Source organism: Allobosea eneae, from assembly GCF_042657265.1.
Classification (GTDB): Bacteria; Pseudomonadota; Alphaproteobacteria; order Rhizobiales; family Beijerinckiaceae; genus Allobosea; species Allobosea eneae.
Genome location: NZ_JBHSLW010000037.1, coordinates 39,578 through 54,014 on the forward strand (window position 1 = coordinate 39,578; position 14,437 = coordinate 54,014).

Consider the following 14,437-nt stretch of genomic DNA (forward strand, 5'->3'; position numbering starts at 1 on the left):
CTCGCGAACTTATCGAGGGAGCTGTGCGGTCAGGCGGGGACATAGGTCAACCGGATCACGGTCTCGCCAATCCGCTCGTTGGCGACGAGGCGGAGGGGCGGACGTGGGCCGGCGAAGAACGGCATGCCGCGCCCGAGCACGATCGGGTGGAGATAGAGCCGATACTCGTCGATGAGACCCGCGTCGGTGAGGCTCTGCGCCAGTTCCGGCCCGGAAACGCTGATCTCCCCAGAGAGCCGGGCTTTCAGCCCATGGACTACGGTTTCGACGTCTTCGGCAACGAGCGCGACATCCGATCCGACCGACTTCAGCGAGCGTGACGCCACCCATTTTGGCAGGCGCCGCCAGGCCGCCGCGAATTCGCGCTGCTCCTTGGTCCATTCGGGGCGGTCTTCGTCCCAATAGCGCATGGTCTCGTACATGCGGCGGCCATACACGCTGCCGGCCAAATCGCGCACGTGCTCAGTCCAGTGGCGGAAGAGAGCGGCATCGGGCTCTGATGCCTGGAGGTCGACATAGCCGTCCAACGACAGGTTCATTCCGAAGACGAGCTTCGCCATGCTGCAAAATCTCCAGTGCAGCGTCAGGATAGCGCTAACGCTCCGCGGATGTGACAGGAGGCAAGATCAGCTGCAAGTGACGCCGACGCCCTCATCATGCAACCATATTATTGCATGACAAGAGCCGACGTGCTAGCAAAGTCCCATGGATCTCGACCGTCTCTTCCGGGCGCTGGCCGACCCGACGCGACGTCGCATGCTGGATGAGCTGGCGGAACGGGACGGTCAGACGCTGTTCGAGCTGCATGTTCGCCTGATCAGCTGGCACGGGGCAAGCCTGTCGCGGCAAGCCCTCTCGAAGCATCTGCAGGTGCTGGAGGAGGCCGGCTTGCTCCGCACGGAATGGCGCTGGCGCAGCAAGCACCATTTCCTCGAGCGATCGCCTCTGCGGCAGATGTGGGATGTGTGGATGCGGCCGCTGGCCGAGCCGCCGGAGAAGGAGAAGACCGATGCCGATCAAGATCGTCGTGACGAGCGTGCTGGTCGATGACCAGGAGAAGGCGCTGCGCTTCTACCGCGACATGCTCGGCTTCGAGCTCAAGCACGACATCCCGATGGGACATCATCGCTGGCTGACCCTGACCTCGTCAGGCGATTCCGACGGCGTCGAGCTTTTGCTCGAGCCGGACGAGCATCCGGCGGCGAAGCCGTGGAAGACCGCGCTCGTCGCCGACGGCATCCCGGCGACCTCCTTCGGGGTCGAGGATGTCCATGCCGAGCACAAGAGGCTTTCTGCGCTCGGCGTCGCCTTCACCCAGCCGCCGGTCCATCTCGGCCCGGTCACGACAGCGGTGTTCGACGACACTTGCGGCAACCTGATCCAGATCGCCCAGCGGCATTGAGCCCTGCTCGAAAGCCCCCTGAGCCCTCATCCTGAGGAGCACTCTGAAAGAGCGCGTCTCGAAGGATGCTCCAGGAGGCTCCAGCGATATCTGGAGCATCCTTCGAGACGCGATCTCCGATCGCTCCTCAGGATGAGGGCTGAGGTAACCCAGGGGCGAGATCCTGCCGCCGTTCGCCTCACCGCTCGGTGATCTTGAATTCGATCCTGCGGTTGCGGCGCCAGGCATCGTCGTTGTTGGCGACGTCGAGGGGCTGGAACTCGCCGAAACCGGTCGCGGCGATCCGGTCCGCCGGAATTCCCTTGCTGACGAGGTACTCGACCACGGCGACGGCGCGCGCCGTCGACAGGCTCCAGTTCGACGGGAATTGCGGCGAGCGGATCGGCCGGTTGTCTGTGTGGCCGTCGACGCGCAGGATCCAGGGCAGGTCCGGCGGCATCTCGCGGCCGAGATCGGCGATGATCGCGCCGAGCTTGTCGAGCTCGCCGCGGCCTTCCGGCTTCAGCACCGCCTGGCCGGCATCGAAGAAGACTTCCGACTGGAAGACGAAGCGGTCGCCGACGACGCGGATGTCCGGCCGCGTGCCGAGCACCTGGCGCAGGCGGCCGAAGAAATCGGAACGATACCGCGCCAATTCCTGCACGCGCTGGGCCAACGCGACGTTGAGGCGCGAGCCGAGCTCAGAGATGCGCGCCTGCGATTCCTTGTCCTTGGCCTCGGAGGCGGCGATCGCCTCCTCCAGCGCCGCGAGCTGGCGGCGCATGGCGACAATTTGCTGGTTGACCAATTCGACGGTGGCCTGGGCCTTGGCCGAGAGCTGCTTCTCGGCGTCCAGCGCTTTCTGCGTGTCGGCCAGTTGGCCCTGGGCATTGCTACTGGCGGCGCCGTCGAGCAGCCCTTGGACGCGAGCGCGCTCGGCCTGCTCGCTGGCGAGCGAGGACTGCAGCAAAGCGAGCGAATCCTTCGCCTCCTTGCCGCTCGCCCGCTCCAGCGCCAGCAGGTCGCTGAGTTCAGATATCTGGCGGTTCAGCCGGTCGAGCACCGTGTCTCGGCCGGAGATCTCCTGCGACAGGAAGAACTGGCCGAGCACGAAGACCGAGAGCAGGAAGACGATGCCGATCAGCATCGTCGAGAGCGCGTCGACGAAGCCCGGCCAGAAATTGACCTCTTCCCGGCGATGGGCGCGCGACAGGGCCATGCTCAGTCTTCCTTGCGATCAGCGCTCTCGATGCAGCAGCACCGTGGCAACGTCATGGCTCGCCCACGCGTTCCGCTGCGAGGCGCTCGATCAGGCGCTTCAGATCCTTCTCGCGCGCCGCCTGCGCCTCGACCCAGTCGCGGATCAGTTGCTGCTCGGAGCGCATGTGCTGCACGAGGCCCTGGATGCCCTCGGCGAGATTGGCCAGCGCCTGCGTCGCCGCGCGGTTGTTCGAGCCGTCCTGCATGGCGGCCTGGAGCTTGTCGAGGCGCTCGACCACGACATCGCCAGCCAGTGCCGGGGCGGTGGCAGACATAGCCAGCGGAATCGTAGCGGAATGCGCGGTGGCGGTGCCAAGATAGCCCTCGACCTCGTTGCGGAAGCGGCGCTGACTCTGGCCGACCTGCAGGTCGAGGAAGCCGAGGATCAGCGAGCCGGCGATGCCGAACAGCGAGGACGAGAAGGACAGGCCCATGCCGGCGAGCGGGGCGGCGAGGCCCGCCTTGAGCTCGTCGAAGAGCACGCCGGCTTCCGCCCCGGTGCGCAGGCTCTTGATGACGTTGCCGACCGAGGAGACGGTCTCGAGCAGGCCCCAGAAGGTGCCGAGCAGGCCAAGGAAGACGAGCAGTCCGGCGAGATAGCGCAGCACCTCGCGGCCGTCGTCGAGCCGAACCGCGACCGATTCGAGCAGACTCGTCGCCTGGCTCGGAGCGAGGTTGCGCTGCTCCAGCGCCGGCAACACTGGGGCGAGCGGGCTGATCACCTGTGCCCGCCGCAGCGTCGCGCCGGCGGGGTCGGCGGCGAGGCGGGTCGCGGCGCGCGCCTCGCTGTCGACGCGCCAGAGCTCGCGCAGCGAAAGGAGCACGCCGACTGCGAGCGCGCCGACGATCAGGCCGTTGAGGCCAGGATTGGTCATGAAGGCAGTGCGCAGACCGTCCTGCAGGATGAAGATCAGGAAGCCGATCAGCGCGAGGAAGACCAGCGCGCGGAGGACATAGCGCAGCGGTCGGGAGAAGCGGAACGTCTGCGGCCGAATGGGGCTCGTCGCTGGGGGCTCCAGCGGCGGGACCTCCGGGGCCGCCTCGTCATTGGCCATGCCTGCTCATCCGATCCGGTTTCGTCGCGGCGGCGACTGTCGCCTCCCGCCACGCCGGGATCAAGCAGGAAACGGCGCCCGCACGATCAAACCACGGTCTTGAGGACTGCGCGCAACGCCGGCTCGCCGGCTTCGTTGCCGCAGATCACGTCCTTGGCCGAGGTCGGCTGCTTGCCGTCGAGCGTGCCGAAGGTGCCGCCCGCCTCGCGCACCATCACCGCGCCGGCGGCGAAATCCCAGGTGTTGAGGCCGCGTTCCCAATAGGCGTCCATGCGGCCGGCGGCGACATAGGCGATGTCGAGCGCGGCCGAGCCCATGCGGCGGACATTGGCGAAGCGGCTCATCACCGCGCCGAGCTCCTTCAAGAAGAGCGGATGGCCACCCTTGCCGATATGGGGCACGCCCATGCCGATCAGCATGTCCGGCGTTTCGCGTCGGCCGGAGACGCGCAGGCGGCGGTTGTTGACATAGGCGCCCTTGCCCTTCTCGGCGATGAAGAGCTCATCTTTGGCGGCGTCGTAGATCACGCCGGCGATGAACTGGTTGTCGCGCTCCAGCGCCACGGAGATGTTCCAGTGCGGGATGCCGCGCAGGAAGTTGTGGGTGCCGTCGAGCGGATCGATGTGCCAGCGATTGCTCTCGTCGGTCCCGGCGACGACGCCGCTCTCTTCCATGACGAAGCCGTATCCGGGGCGCGCCTTCTCCAGGGAAGCGCGCAGGATCTCCTCTGCCTTGTGGTCGGCCTTGGAGACGAAGTCGCCCGGGCCCTTGGCGAGGACCTGCAGGTTCTCGACCTCGCCGAAATCGCGCTTCAGCGAACGCGAAGCCTTCATCACGGCATCGGTCATCACGGTCATCAGGGGGGAGCGGATCATGGTCAAAACCTCGGTGCGCGGTGGCGCGCGGCAGAACGGAGCGGACTATCAAAGAGCGGCGGTGGTCCGTGCGGCCACCGGTTCGGCCGTCACTTGCTCGGTTGGCTCGGCGTCGTCAAGGCCGTGGCCTCGATCCGGTCGGCGGCGAGGCGGGCGGCGCGGGTGCGCTGCTCCGGCGAAAGCCGCTCCAGGACCTGGTCGAGCGTGGCATCGGCGAGGCCCTGCGCACGTGCGGCGAGGTGCCAGGCGGCCGCCTCCGACAGGTCGGGCGGAACGGCGCGCCCGAACTGGTAGAGCTTGGCCAGCCGGTTCTGGGCGATGGCGTTGCCCTTGTTGGCGGCGCGGATGAAGAGCCTGGCAGCGGCCCGCTCGTCCTTGGCGACGCCGTCGCCGTTGAACAGCATGATCGCGTATTCGACCTCGCCGGCGATCAGCCCGTTGGCAGCCGCCTTGCCCATCCATTCGGCGGCCATGCCGTCATCCTGCGGCAGGCCGCGGCCCATCTTGTAGAGCACGGCGAGCGCATGCTGGGCATCGCCGAGACCGGCGGACGCGGCGACCCTGAGGCAGCCGATCGCTCGCTGGTCGTCCTGCGGCCGCCCGGTCGCGAGCAAGGTGATGGCGAGGTTGTAGTTGGCGGCGGGATGGCCAGCCGCCGCCGCCTTCTCCAGCAGGGCGCCGCCCGCCTTCGCATCGCGCGACAGGCCGCGGCCTTCCAGCATCGCCATGCCGAGAGCGAAGATCGCGTTGGCGTCGCCCCTGTCGGCCGCGAGGCGATACCAGTCGGCGGCGGCCTTGGGGTCGATGCGGATGCCGAGCCCCTGTCGGTAGATCTCGCCGAGCAGCGTCATCGCGGCGGCGTCGCCGGGGTCTGCTTCGAGGCGCTTCAACGCTTCCGCCTGGGCGCGGCGATAGTGCCCGGCCTGATAGGCGCCATAGGCGAGATCGGGCTCGCGCTCCGCCGCGGCGGCTGGCAGAGCGATCATCAGGGCGAGCGCGGCGGGCGCAAGCCTCATCGCGCCGTCCTGCGGGCGTGCTGGGCCGTGATCGCGGCATCAGCTGCAGCGACTGCCGTTCGGATGTCGGCGCCTTCGGCGAAGACCCATTCGCCGAGCGCGACGAATTCGGCGCCGGTTTCGATCAGCGCCGGAACCGACTTGGCATCAGGGCAGTAGGCGATGCAGGGCGTCTCGAAGATCTCGGCCCACCAGGCGGCTCGCTCGATCACCGCCGCCAGCGGCGGCAAGGAACCGTCAGGTCGCGGCTCGCCGAACATGACGTAGTCGACACCGGCCTCGCCGACATCCATGGCGTCATGGCGCGAGCGCAGGCCCCCTGCCCCGATGATGCGCTCCTGTTTCAGGCTGGAGCGCGCCTCGGCGATCGCCTCGATGCCGGCCGTCAGGTGGACGCCGTCGGCGCCGCCGCGGCTGGCGATCTGGGCCGAGGCCTCGACCACCAAAGCGACGTTCTGGGCCTGCACCGGCGGGGCCAGCGCCTTGACGCGCTCGGTCAAGCTGCGCTCGTCGCCGGGCGCGAGCCGCAGCAGCACGGCGGCGACGTCGCCGCCGGCGAAGGCCTGCATCAGGCGAAAGGACAGCGCGCCGGCATCGGAGACCGGTGGCGTGACGAGCATCAGGCGGGTGCGGGGGACAGATGTATTCATGATCGTCCGCGCAAACGGCCCGCAGCGTGGTCCAATGTCAAGACCATGAGCCCGGCGACGAGGCTCCAGAAGGCCGAGCCGACGCCGAACAGCGACAGGCTCGAGGCGGCAACGGCGAAGGTGACGACCGCGGCGAAGCGGTCCTTGTCGCTGCCCATCGCCTGGCCGAGCGCACCTGTCAACGAACCGACCAGGCCGAGCCCGGCGACGGCGACGATCAGCGCCTTCGGCATGGCGAGGATCAGCGCCAGCAGCAGACCGGCCGTGGCGGCGATGGCGAGCCACAGCAAGCCATACCAGATCCCGGCCTTCCAACGCTCCTTCGGATCGGGATGGGTGTCGGCGCCGGTGCAAATCGAGGCGCTGATCGCCGCCATGTTGACCATATGGGCGCCGGTCGGGGCGGTGAGGAAGGACATCAGCCCGGTGACGAACAGACAGGATGCGGTCGGCGGCTGATAGCCCGAGGCGCGCAGCACCGCGAAGCCCGGCAGGTTCTGTGCCGCCATGGTGACGAGATAAAGCGGGAGGCCGATGCCGACGATCGCGGTGAGATCAGCGCGCGGGACGATCAGCTCGATATGCGTCAGCGCAACCGGCCCGGCCGGCAGAGTTGCCGTCCCGGTGGCGAAGGCGAGCGCGAGCCCTGCGGCCAGCGCGGCGATGACGCCGAGAAAGGGATTCCACAACCGCGCCAGCAGGAAGACGACGAGCAGCGTCAGGACAAGGGCCGGCTGCAGGCGCATTTCGTCGAAGACGGCGACGACGAAGCGGAAGATCACGCCGGCGAGCATGGCGGCGGCGATGCTCATCGGGATGCGCTCGACCAGCGCGCCGAGCGGGCGGAAGGCGGCGGTTGCCATGATCAGCGCGGCCGCCGCCAGGAAGGCGCCGACAGCCGAGGCCATATCGAGGCCGCTCGCAGCCGCGATCAGCGCCGCGCCCGGCGTCGACCAGGCGCAGATGATCGGCATGCGGTGCCGCCAGGACAGAAAGAGACTGGCGAGCCCTTTGGCGATGGCGAGCCCGGCGAGCCAGGACACGGTCTGTCCCGGCGTCGCGCCGAGCGCCTGCGCCGCCGCCAGCACGACCGCGACCGAGGCCGCATAGCCGACGAAGACGGCGACGAAGGCGGAGAAGAGCTGCGACATCGGCTGGCCTATGCGTCCCAGGCAGCCGGCCAGGTCTCGGCCAGCGTCGGACCGAGACGCACTGGCCAGGCACCCTTGGCGAGGCCGGTCCGGTCGTCGGTCTCGACCGCGACGCCCGACAGCGTGCCTTCGCCGAGCGCCGGCTCCAGCCGCGAGCCGGGCGTCTTCTGCAGGAAGCGGCGGATCGCCTCCTCCTTCTGCATGCCGAGGATCGATTCGTAGTCGCCGCACATGCCGGCATCGGTCTGGTAGGCGGTGCCGGCCGGCAACACGCGCGTATCCGAGGTCGGGACATGGGTGTGAGTGCCGACGACGAGGCTGGCGCGGCCGTCGAGGTAATAGGCCATTGCGAGCTTCTCGCTCGTCGCCTCGGCGTGGACGTCGACGATGACGGCGTCGGCGGCATCTCCCAGCGGGCAGGCGGCGAGCTCGCGCTCCAGCGCTGCGAAGGGATCGTCGAGCGCGTCCATGAACAGCCGGCCCATGACGTTGACGACGAGGACGCGGGCGCCGTTCTTCGCCTCGATCACGGTCGCGCCGCGGCCGGGAGTGCCGGGTGGATAGTTCGCCGGGCGGATCAGGCGCGGCTGGCGCTCGATGAAGACCATCGCCTCGCGCTGGTCCCAGGAATGGTTGCCGAGCGTGACGACATCGGCGCCGGCGGCGAGCGTCTCGTCGCAGATCGCCTCGGTGATGCCGAAGCCGCCGGCGGCGTTCTCGCCGTTGATGACGACGCAGTCGAGCTTCCAGCGCTCGCGCAGGCCGGGGAGACGATCCTGGACGGCGAGGCGGCCGGCGCGCCCGACGATGTCGCCAAGAAAAAGTAGACGCATCTCACGATCCAACCAGTGGGCCGCCCCATCACGGCCGTTATGTCGCATGTCCGCGCAAGTCGGCCATCCCGGCGCTTCCCAGGCCGCGCGGTACGATTATGCGGCTTTGAGAAAACACGGCAGGACGGTGGCGTCTTGAACGAAAGGCGCAGCCGCTAATGACGTGATCGCCGCGGCGAAATCAACCGCAGCGGACCGTCTCGTCCTGCGTCACCACCCAGTCGAGGCGGCGGTCATGCGCTTCGGCCGGCACTTCGGCGATCTCCTGTGCCGCATAGGCGATGCCGATTGTCGCGGCCGGCTCCAGCTCGGTGATGGCGCGGTCGTAATAGCCCTTGCCATAGCCGATGCGGTAGCCACGCCGGTCGAAAGCGGCGAGCGGGACGATCAGGATCGCCGGCCTGACCTCGGGCTGCTCGGGCGCCGGCACCAGCGTGCCGAAGCCCCCGGGCACGATCGGCTCCCAGGGCGCCCAGCGCCGGAAATGCAGGCGCTTCTCGACGATCGCCGGCAGGCAGAGCGAAAGGCCGCGCTCGTGCAGGGTTTCCAGGATCGGGCGCGGATCGGCCTCCGAGCGCATCGGCCAATAGGCGGACACCGGCCCGTTCTCGAAGACCGGCAGAGCCAGCACGCGTGCGACGATGGCCTCGTCCCAGATCAGGCGGTCGTCGAGTTCGAGGCTGTCGCGTCGGGCCAGCGCCTCGGCGCGCAGCGCGGCCTTGCGCGGGGAGGGGGCGAGAGAGACGCTATCGGTCATGGGGTGCGGAGCCACCTCGGCCGTAGAGATTTCGATCCCGGGACACCTACAAAGTAGGTGGGCGCCGTGTGTCCGGGTCCAGGGACCCGGTCAGGGACAGCTCCCTAGGGAGTCGTATGGGCCCGGGAATACATGACTCGCACGCACCAGGCAGCCCCGCCGCGACAAGGTAGGACGCATGCCGGCAAAGCGCCAGTGGCGTTCATGTGATGGCCTGAGAAATTATGCGGCGATCCTTCTCCAACCCTCATCCTTCGAGACGCGCCCTGCGGGCGCTCCTCAGGATCAGGGATGGAGTTTGAAAGCGTTTCAGGCCCCGCGCGCCATCCCATGCCGGATCACGCGATCGATCAGGTCGGGATAGGCGATGCCGCTGGCGGCGAGCGCCTTCGGGAACATGCTGATGTCGGTGAAGCCCGGAATGGTGTTGATCTCGTTCACCAATGCGCTGCCGTCCGGGCGCAGGAAGAAGTCGACGCGGGCCATGCCGTCGCAGCCGAGTGCATGGAAGGCGCGCTTCGCCAGCACCTGCAGGTTCGCGATCACCTCCTCGGGCAGGGCAGCCGGAACCTCGACGCGGGCGCCGTCCTCGTCGAGATATTTGGCCTTGTAGGTGTAGAAGCCGTGGCTGGCGGCCGCGACGATCTCGCCCGGCAGCGAGACGATGGTCTCGCCATCGGCCTGCTCCAGCACGCTGAGCTCGATCTCGCGGCCGGCGATGAACTCCTCGACCAGGACGACACTGTCGTGCCGGAACGCCTCCGTCAGCGCCGCTGCGAAGCTCTCGGCATCCGTCGCCTTGCTGACACCGACCGATGAGCCTTGGCGCGCCGGCTTGACGAACAGCGGCAGGCCGAGCGCGGCGCTGGCCTCTTCGAAGCTCAGCGCCTCGCCTCGGCGGACGGTGAGTGAACGCGCGACGTTAAGGCCCGCTTCCCGCAGCAGCCGCTTGGCCAGGTCCTTGTCGAGCGCATTGGCCGAGCCGGCGATGCCGCAGCCGGCGAGCGGGATGCCGGCGACCTGAGCCAGCCCCTGGACCGAACCGTCCTCGCCGTCGAGCCCATGCAGAACCGGGAACAGCACGTCGATCTTCGGCAGCGCCTGCGGCGCAGCGCCATCCTGCAGGCGCAGGAGGCGACCGCTGCCGCCGGGCAGCAGGCAGAGCTCGGCGCCGTCCTGCGGGACCGGATCGGGCAGCACGCCGTTCTGCAGTTCGAGTTCCCGCCACTCACCAGTCTTGGTAATCAGGATCGGCACGACGTCATAGGCGGCCTTGTCGATCGCCTTGACCACATTGGCGGCGGACATCAGCGAAACCTCGTGCTCGGAAGATCTGCCCCCGAGGAGAATCGCCACCCGAACCCTGTCGCCCATCGTCGCCGCCTTCATCGATTCGCTTCGCCTGCGAAGCGTCAGTCGGGGATGATTGAGGAATTGCAAAGGCGGCGCGACGATCCGCCTTCCGTTTTGACCTGAACGCGATCGGCTCAGGGCCTGGGGCAGCGATTGACTTCGCCGCCGCCATGCGCTTTCCATCGCCATTAGAGCGCATGGGGCGCCACCAGTCCGCGGCAAGGGAGCCTGCTCCCACCCATATCTGAGCGACGGCATCGCATCATCGCTTTCTTCCGGCCTGTCGAGCGGACATCAGGCTTTTCTCGGAAGGAAGACCCATGTCTGATCCCACCCGCGACCTCACGCCTCGCTCCAATCTCGAAACGATCCGTCGCCAGGCTAAGCGTTGGCTGAAGGAGATCGAGGCCGGCGACCCCGAGGCCCTTGCCCGCTTCCGCACGCTGATGCCCGGCCATGCCGGCGCGCCGAAGCTGCGCGAGGTCCAGCATGCCCTCGCCCGGGATTACGGTCTCCTGAACTGGGCCGCGCTGAAACAGGAACTCATCGCGCGCGAAGCGGCAGCGCGCGGCCATGCCGCGCTCGTCGCGCTGTTCCTGGAAAAATCGGCGCTGCGCTATGGCGTCAGACCGGGCACGCAGTCCTGGGGCGACTATGAGGGCGACCGGCCGGCGCGCGGCGCATTGGCGCAGCGCCTGCTCGACCACTATCCGAAGATTGTCCGCCATAGCCTTCACACTGCCGTTGCCGCACATGATCTCGACGCCGTTCGCGAGTTCATCGACAAGGATGCTGCGCTTGCAAACAAGCCGAGCGCGTTCGACGGCTGGACGCCGCTCGTCCGCCTCGCGTTCACCCGCCTGCCGAACGAGGCCCTGTCGCGCAACGCTGTGACGATCGCGCGGCTCCTGCTCGACCATGGCGCCGATCCGAATGCGCTCTTCAGCGACGGCAGCAATCACTTCACGCCGTTGACCGGCGTCATCGGCGGCGGCGAAAGCAACCAGCCGCCGCATCCGCACGCGGAGGCGCTGGCGCGGCTCCTGATCGCCCGCGGCGCCGACCCCTTGAATGGCCAGGCGCTCTACAACTCCTCGCTCGGCGCCGACGACGTCGTCTGGCTCGATCTGCTCTGGAGCGAGACGAAGAAGCGCGGGCAGAGCACGCGTTGGCGCGAGCCTGTGCGGGAGCTGCCGGCGCCGCCGCTCGATTATCTGCTCGGCAATGCCGTGCCGCGCCAGCCGAAGCGGGCGGCCTGGCTGCTCGCTCATGGTGCCAACGCGCAGGCGCTCAACGCCTATTCGCAGCAGAGCCTGGTCAGGCAGGCCATGCTCGACGGCCGCAGCGATTTGGTCCGCCTGCTCCTCGACAATGGCGCGAGCCCGGTCGAGCTCAGCGGGCAGGAAGCTTTCACTGCAGCAGTCGCGCGAGGCGACGAGGTCGAGGCGCGCCGTTTGCTCGCCGGCAATCCGGAGTTCCTGCGCGATCCGGCGCCGCTCTTTGTCGCGATCCGGCAGGGCAAGGCGGAGATTGCGGCACTCGCGCTCAGGTTCGGTGTCTCGCCGGATGCGCAGACCCGCGACGGCGTTCGCGCCTTGCACGGGGCGGCAGGCAGCGATGCGATCGAAAGCGTCGCGCTCCTGGTCGAAGCGGGCGCAGAGATCGACCCGATCGAGCGGCGCTATGGCTCGACCCCGCTCGGATGGGCGCGGCATCAGGGCGCCAACGCCGCGCAAATCTATCTGGCCTCGCGCAGCCGCGACATCCAAGCGCTGTGCGAGGCGGCCGAGATCGAGCGGCTGGAAGCGCTCTTCGCGGAGGAGCCGGCGCTGGCCAAGGCGCCGGCCCGCTCCGGCGAGGCGCCGCTGTTCTGCCTTCCCGACGACGACGCCAGCGCCTGCGATCTCGTCGAGGTCCTGCTGGCGGCGGGGGCTGATCCGGCTGTGCGGAACGCCGAAGGGCTGACGCCGGCGCAGGTCGCGCGCAAGCGTGGACTGCTGGATACGGCGGCGCTGCTGGAGCAAGCGATCGCGCAATAGCAGGCGCGGGAACCCCTCCCCCTTATGGGGAGGGGCAGGGGTGGGGGGCGCAAAGTCGAAGCGCAGCCTTGGGCAACCAGCCGAGCCCGCACCGACAAGCGACCAGTCACCCAGTCATTCGCCCCCCATCCCCATACCCTCCCCGCAAGGGGGAAGAGAGAAACTCAGGCGACCAGCGTTTCGCAGAGGAATCCCCGACGGGAGTAGAATCTTACGCCGCCTCCAGCCCAAACTGGAGCGCGGCGAGGCGCGCATAGAGCCCGCCCTTGGCGACGAGGGCGGCGTGCGTGCCTTCCTCGATGACCCGTCCGTCCTCCATCACCAGGATGCGGTCGGCCGAGAGAATAGTGGCAAGGCGGTGCGCGACGACCAGCGTGGTGCGCCCCTGCATCAACCGATCGAGCGCGTCCTGCACGGCGCGCTCGCTTTCCGAATCGAGCGCCGAGGTCGCCTCGTCAAGCAGCAGGATCGGCGCGTCCTTCAGGACAGCCCGCGCAATGGCGAGGCGCTGGCGCTGGCCGCCGGAGAGCGTGACGCCGCGCTCGCCGATGATGGTGTCGTAGCCATCAGGCAGAGCCCGGATGAAGCCGTCGGCGGCGGCGAGCTGCGCGGCGTCCTCGATCTCAGCTCGACTCGCTCCGGGGCGGCCATAGGCGATGTTGTCGGCGACAGAGACGCCGAATACGGTCGGCTCCTGCGGCACCAGCGCAAAGCGGCTGCGCCAGTCTGTCGGGTCGGCCTCCGGCCCGGCGACGCCGTCGACGACGACGCGGCCGGCGAAGGGATCGTAGAAGCGCAGCGCCAATTGCAGAACCGTGCTCTTGCCGGCGCCGGACGGACCGACCAGCGCGACCCGCTCGCCCGGCTTGATCGCCAGATCGAGATCGGCGAGCGCGAGGTCGCTGCGGCCAGGATAGCGGAAGGAGACGCCCTCGAAGGCGAGCGCGCCGACCGGCGGTGTCGGCAGCGCCTTCGGGTGCGGCGGCGCGGCGATCGCCGGCTTGGTCGCGAGGATCTCACCGAGCCGTCCGGCGGCGCCGGCCGCCGCCGAGATGTCACCATAGACCTCGGAGAGCTGGCCGAGCGAGCTTGCCGCCAGCACGGCGTAGAGCACGAATTGCGACAGGCGTCCGCCGCTCATCCGGCCGGCGAAGACCTCGGTCGCGCCGACCCAGAGCACCAGGACGACGCTGGCTGAGACCAGGAAGATCGCGATGCCCGACAGCCAGGCGCGCGAGCGCGTCGCATCGCGCGAGGCCTCATAGGCGCCGTCAGAGGCCCCCTGGAAACGCTGCGTGGTCGCGCGCTCGGCGCCGAAGGACTGCATGGTCCGGATCGCGCCGATCGCTTCGGAAGCGAAGGCGGAAGCGTCGGCGAGGCGGTCCTGCGCGGCGCGGGCGCGCTTGCGCACGCTGCGTCCGGAGAAGACCAGCGGCAGCACGACGAGCGGGATCGCGCCGATCACGATCGCCGAGAGCTGCGGGCTGGTGATGACCATCAGCACGAGCGCGCCGAGGAACATGATGCCGTTGCGCAGCGCGATCGAGGCGGTCGAGGCGAAGGTCGACTTGATCTGCGTGGTGTCGGCGGTCAGGCGCGAGACCAGGTCGCCGGCGCGGCTGGCGTCGAAGAAGGCCGGCTCCAGCCGGGTCAGGTGGGCGAAGACGTCGGCGCGCAACTGTGAGACGACGCGCTCGCCGACCGTCATCACCAGGTAGAAGCGAAACGAGCTCGCCAGGGCCAGCACGGCGACGACGCCGATCAGTATGGCGAAATAGGAGTTCGCCAGTTGCTGTTCGCCACCGGAAAAGCCGACATCGATGACACGGCGGACCGCCATGGGCAGCGCCAGCGTCGCCACGGAAGCGACGATCAGGGCGACCAGCGCGAGGGCGATCCGCCGCTTCTGCGCCAGCGCATAGGGCCAGAACGAGCGCAGCGCCTTGAAATCCGGCCGGGCCTTTTTGTCGTCGTTGTTCTCGTTCGCCACGCTCACTCGTCCCGAAAAGCTTGCACCGCCGCCGCGGCTGCGCTATGGGCAGCCCACTTCACGACAGGCTCATACGA

Annotated in this window: 14 protein-coding genes and 1 other RNA gene; 3 read left to right on the top strand and 12 right to left on the bottom strand. The window is 68.6% G+C overall.

The features are described 5' to 3' along the window. Window positions 1–29: 29 nt before the first annotated feature. On the bottom strand, window positions 30–560 hold the full coding sequence (locus tag ACFPOB_RS21945) for a dihydrofolate reductase family protein (RefSeq protein WP_377800518.1): 531 nt from the start codon (window positions 558–560) through the stop codon (window positions 30–32). Window positions 561–705: 145 nt separating this feature from the next. Here ACFPOB_RS21945 and ACFPOB_RS21950 point away from each other — a divergent pair, with 145 nt between their 5' ends. Then, window positions 706–1,050, top strand: coding sequence for an ArsR/SmtB family transcription factor (locus tag ACFPOB_RS21950; protein ID WP_377800519.1), 345 nt, complete (start codon window positions 706–708; stop codon window positions 1,048–1,050). Next, a complete protein-coding gene (locus ACFPOB_RS21955; RefSeq protein WP_377800520.1) occupies window positions 1,010–1,402 on the top strand; it encodes a VOC family protein in 393 nt (130 codons plus the stop codon). Before ACFPOB_RS21950 ends, ACFPOB_RS21955 begins: the two co-directional genes overlap by 41 nt. 178 nt (window positions 1,403–1,580) lie before the next feature. Here ACFPOB_RS21955 and ACFPOB_RS21960 read toward each other — a convergent pair whose 3' ends face one another. The 10 genes from ACFPOB_RS21960 to ACFPOB_RS22005 all read right to left on the bottom strand — a co-directional run bounded on the left by ACFPOB_RS21960 (window position 1,581) and on the right by ACFPOB_RS22005 (window position 10,352). After that, window positions 1,581–2,600 carry a peptidoglycan -binding protein gene (locus tag ACFPOB_RS21960; protein WP_377800521.1) on the bottom strand — a complete coding sequence of 340 codons (1,020 nt, stop codon included), beginning with the start codon at window positions 2,598–2,600 and terminating at the stop codon, window positions 1,581–1,583. A gap of 52 nt (window positions 2,601–2,652) precedes the next feature. After that, entirely contained in the window at window positions 2,653–3,696 is a 1,044-nt protein-coding gene (locus ACFPOB_RS21965; RefSeq protein ID WP_377800522.1) for a flagellar motor protein MotA, read from the bottom strand. An 86-nt stretch (window positions 3,697–3,782) separates the two neighbouring features. Next, window positions 3,783–4,571: an inositol monophosphatase family protein gene (locus ACFPOB_RS21970; protein WP_377800523.1), complete on the bottom strand. Its 789-nt coding sequence runs from the start codon at window positions 4,569–4,571 to the stop codon at window positions 3,783–3,785. Window positions 4,572–4,660: 89 nt separating this feature from the next. Beyond that, window positions 4,661–5,587, bottom strand: coding sequence for a tetratricopeptide repeat protein (locus ACFPOB_RS21975; RefSeq protein WP_377800524.1), 927 nt, complete (start codon window positions 5,585–5,587; stop codon window positions 4,661–4,663). Beyond that, window positions 5,584–6,237 carry a thiamine phosphate synthase gene (locus tag ACFPOB_RS21980; protein WP_377800525.1) on the bottom strand — a complete coding sequence of 218 codons (654 nt, stop codon included), beginning with the start codon at window positions 6,235–6,237 and terminating at the stop codon, window positions 5,584–5,586. Before ACFPOB_RS21980 ends, ACFPOB_RS21975 begins: the two co-directional genes overlap by 4 nt. Next, the gene (locus ACFPOB_RS21985) at window positions 6,234–7,388 is read right to left on the bottom strand and encodes a benzoate/H(+) symporter BenE family transporter (protein ID WP_377800526.1); all 1,155 of its coding nucleotides are present in this window, start codon (window positions 7,386–7,388) and stop codon (window positions 6,234–6,236) included. The genes ACFPOB_RS21980 and ACFPOB_RS21985 overlap by 4 nt, the downstream gene beginning before the upstream one ends. An 8-nt stretch (window positions 7,389–7,396) precedes the next feature. Next, a complete protein-coding gene (locus ACFPOB_RS21990; RefSeq protein ID WP_377800527.1) occupies window positions 7,397–8,221 on the bottom strand; it encodes a TIGR00282 family metallophosphoesterase in 825 nt (274 codons plus the stop codon). 181 nt (window positions 8,222–8,402) lie between these two features. Beyond that, window positions 8,403–8,978 (bottom strand): 5-formyltetrahydrofolate cyclo-ligase, encoded by a 576-nt coding sequence (locus tag ACFPOB_RS21995; RefSeq protein WP_377800528.1) that lies wholly within the window; start codon window positions 8,976–8,978, stop codon window positions 8,403–8,405. A 4-nt stretch (window positions 8,979–8,982) separates the two neighbouring features. Next, window positions 8,983–9,138, bottom strand: a non-coding RNA gene (gene ssrS / locus ACFPOB_RS22000) — 6S RNA. Between the two features lie 149 nt (window positions 9,139–9,287). After that, entirely contained in the window at window positions 9,288–10,352 is a 1,065-nt protein-coding gene (locus ACFPOB_RS22005; RefSeq protein ID WP_377800529.1) for a D-alanine--D-alanine ligase family protein, read from the bottom strand. 299 nt (window positions 10,353–10,651) lie between these two features. Between ACFPOB_RS22005 and ACFPOB_RS22010 the strand changes: the two genes are divergently transcribed. After that, on the top strand, window positions 10,652–12,370 hold the full coding sequence (locus tag ACFPOB_RS22010; protein ID WP_377800530.1) for an ankyrin repeat domain-containing protein: 1,719 nt from the start codon (window positions 10,652–10,654) through the stop codon (window positions 12,368–12,370). Window positions 12,371–12,581: 211 nt separating this feature from the next. Here ACFPOB_RS22010 and ACFPOB_RS22015 read toward each other — a convergent pair whose 3' ends face one another. Next, a complete protein-coding gene (locus ACFPOB_RS22015) occupies window positions 12,582–14,360 on the bottom strand; it encodes an ABC transporter transmembrane domain-containing protein (RefSeq protein ID WP_377800531.1) in 1,779 nt (592 codons plus the stop codon). Between the last annotated feature and the right edge of the window lie 77 nt (window positions 14,361–14,437).

What these genes read in the sequence shown, in the direction of transcription:
- ACFPOB_RS21945 (WP_377800518.1), bottom strand. Translation starts at nt 560, where the DNA reads ATGGCGAAGCTCGTCTTCGGAATGAACCTGTCGTTGGACGGCTATGTC.
- ACFPOB_RS21950 (WP_377800519.1), top strand. Translation starts at nt 706, where the DNA reads ATGGATCTCGACCGTCTCTTCCGGGCGCTGGCCGACCCGACGCGACGT.
- ACFPOB_RS21955 (WP_377800520.1), top strand. Translation starts at nt 1,010, where the DNA reads ATGCCGATCAAGATCGTCGTGACGAGCGTGCTGGTCGATGACCAGGAG.
- ACFPOB_RS21960 (WP_377800521.1), bottom strand. Translation starts at nt 2,600, where the DNA reads ATGGCCCTGTCGCGCGCCCATCGCCGGGAAGAGGTCAATTTCTGGCCG.
- ACFPOB_RS21965 (WP_377800522.1), bottom strand. Translation starts at nt 3,696, where the DNA reads ATGGCCAATGACGAGGCGGCCCCGGAGGTCCCGCCGCTGGAGCCCCCA.
- ACFPOB_RS21970 (WP_377800523.1), bottom strand. Translation starts at nt 4,571, where the DNA reads ATGATCCGCTCCCCCCTGATGACCGTGATGACCGATGCCGTGATGAAG.
- ACFPOB_RS21975 (WP_377800524.1), bottom strand. Translation starts at nt 5,587, where the DNA reads ATGAGGCTTGCGCCCGCCGCGCTCGCCCTGATGATCGCTCTGCCAGCC.
- ACFPOB_RS21980 (WP_377800525.1), bottom strand. Translation starts at nt 6,237, where the DNA reads ATGAATACATCTGTCCCCCGCACCCGCCTGATGCTCGTCACGCCACCG.
- ACFPOB_RS21985 (WP_377800526.1), bottom strand. Translation starts at nt 7,388, where the DNA reads ATGTCGCAGCTCTTCTCCGCCTTCGTCGCCGTCTTCGTCGGCTATGCG.
- ACFPOB_RS21990 (WP_377800527.1), bottom strand. Translation starts at nt 8,221, where the DNA reads ATGCGTCTACTTTTTCTTGGCGACATCGTCGGGCGCGCCGGCCGCCTC.
- ACFPOB_RS21995 (WP_377800528.1), bottom strand. Translation starts at nt 8,978, where the DNA reads ATGACCGATAGCGTCTCTCTCGCCCCCTCCCCGCGCAAGGCCGCGCTG.
- ACFPOB_RS22005 (WP_377800529.1), bottom strand. Translation starts at nt 10,352, where the DNA reads ATGGGCGACAGGGTTCGGGTGGCGATTCTCCTCGGGGGCAGATCTTCC.
- ACFPOB_RS22010 (WP_377800530.1), top strand. Translation starts at nt 10,652, where the DNA reads ATGTCTGATCCCACCCGCGACCTCACGCCTCGCTCCAATCTCGAAACG.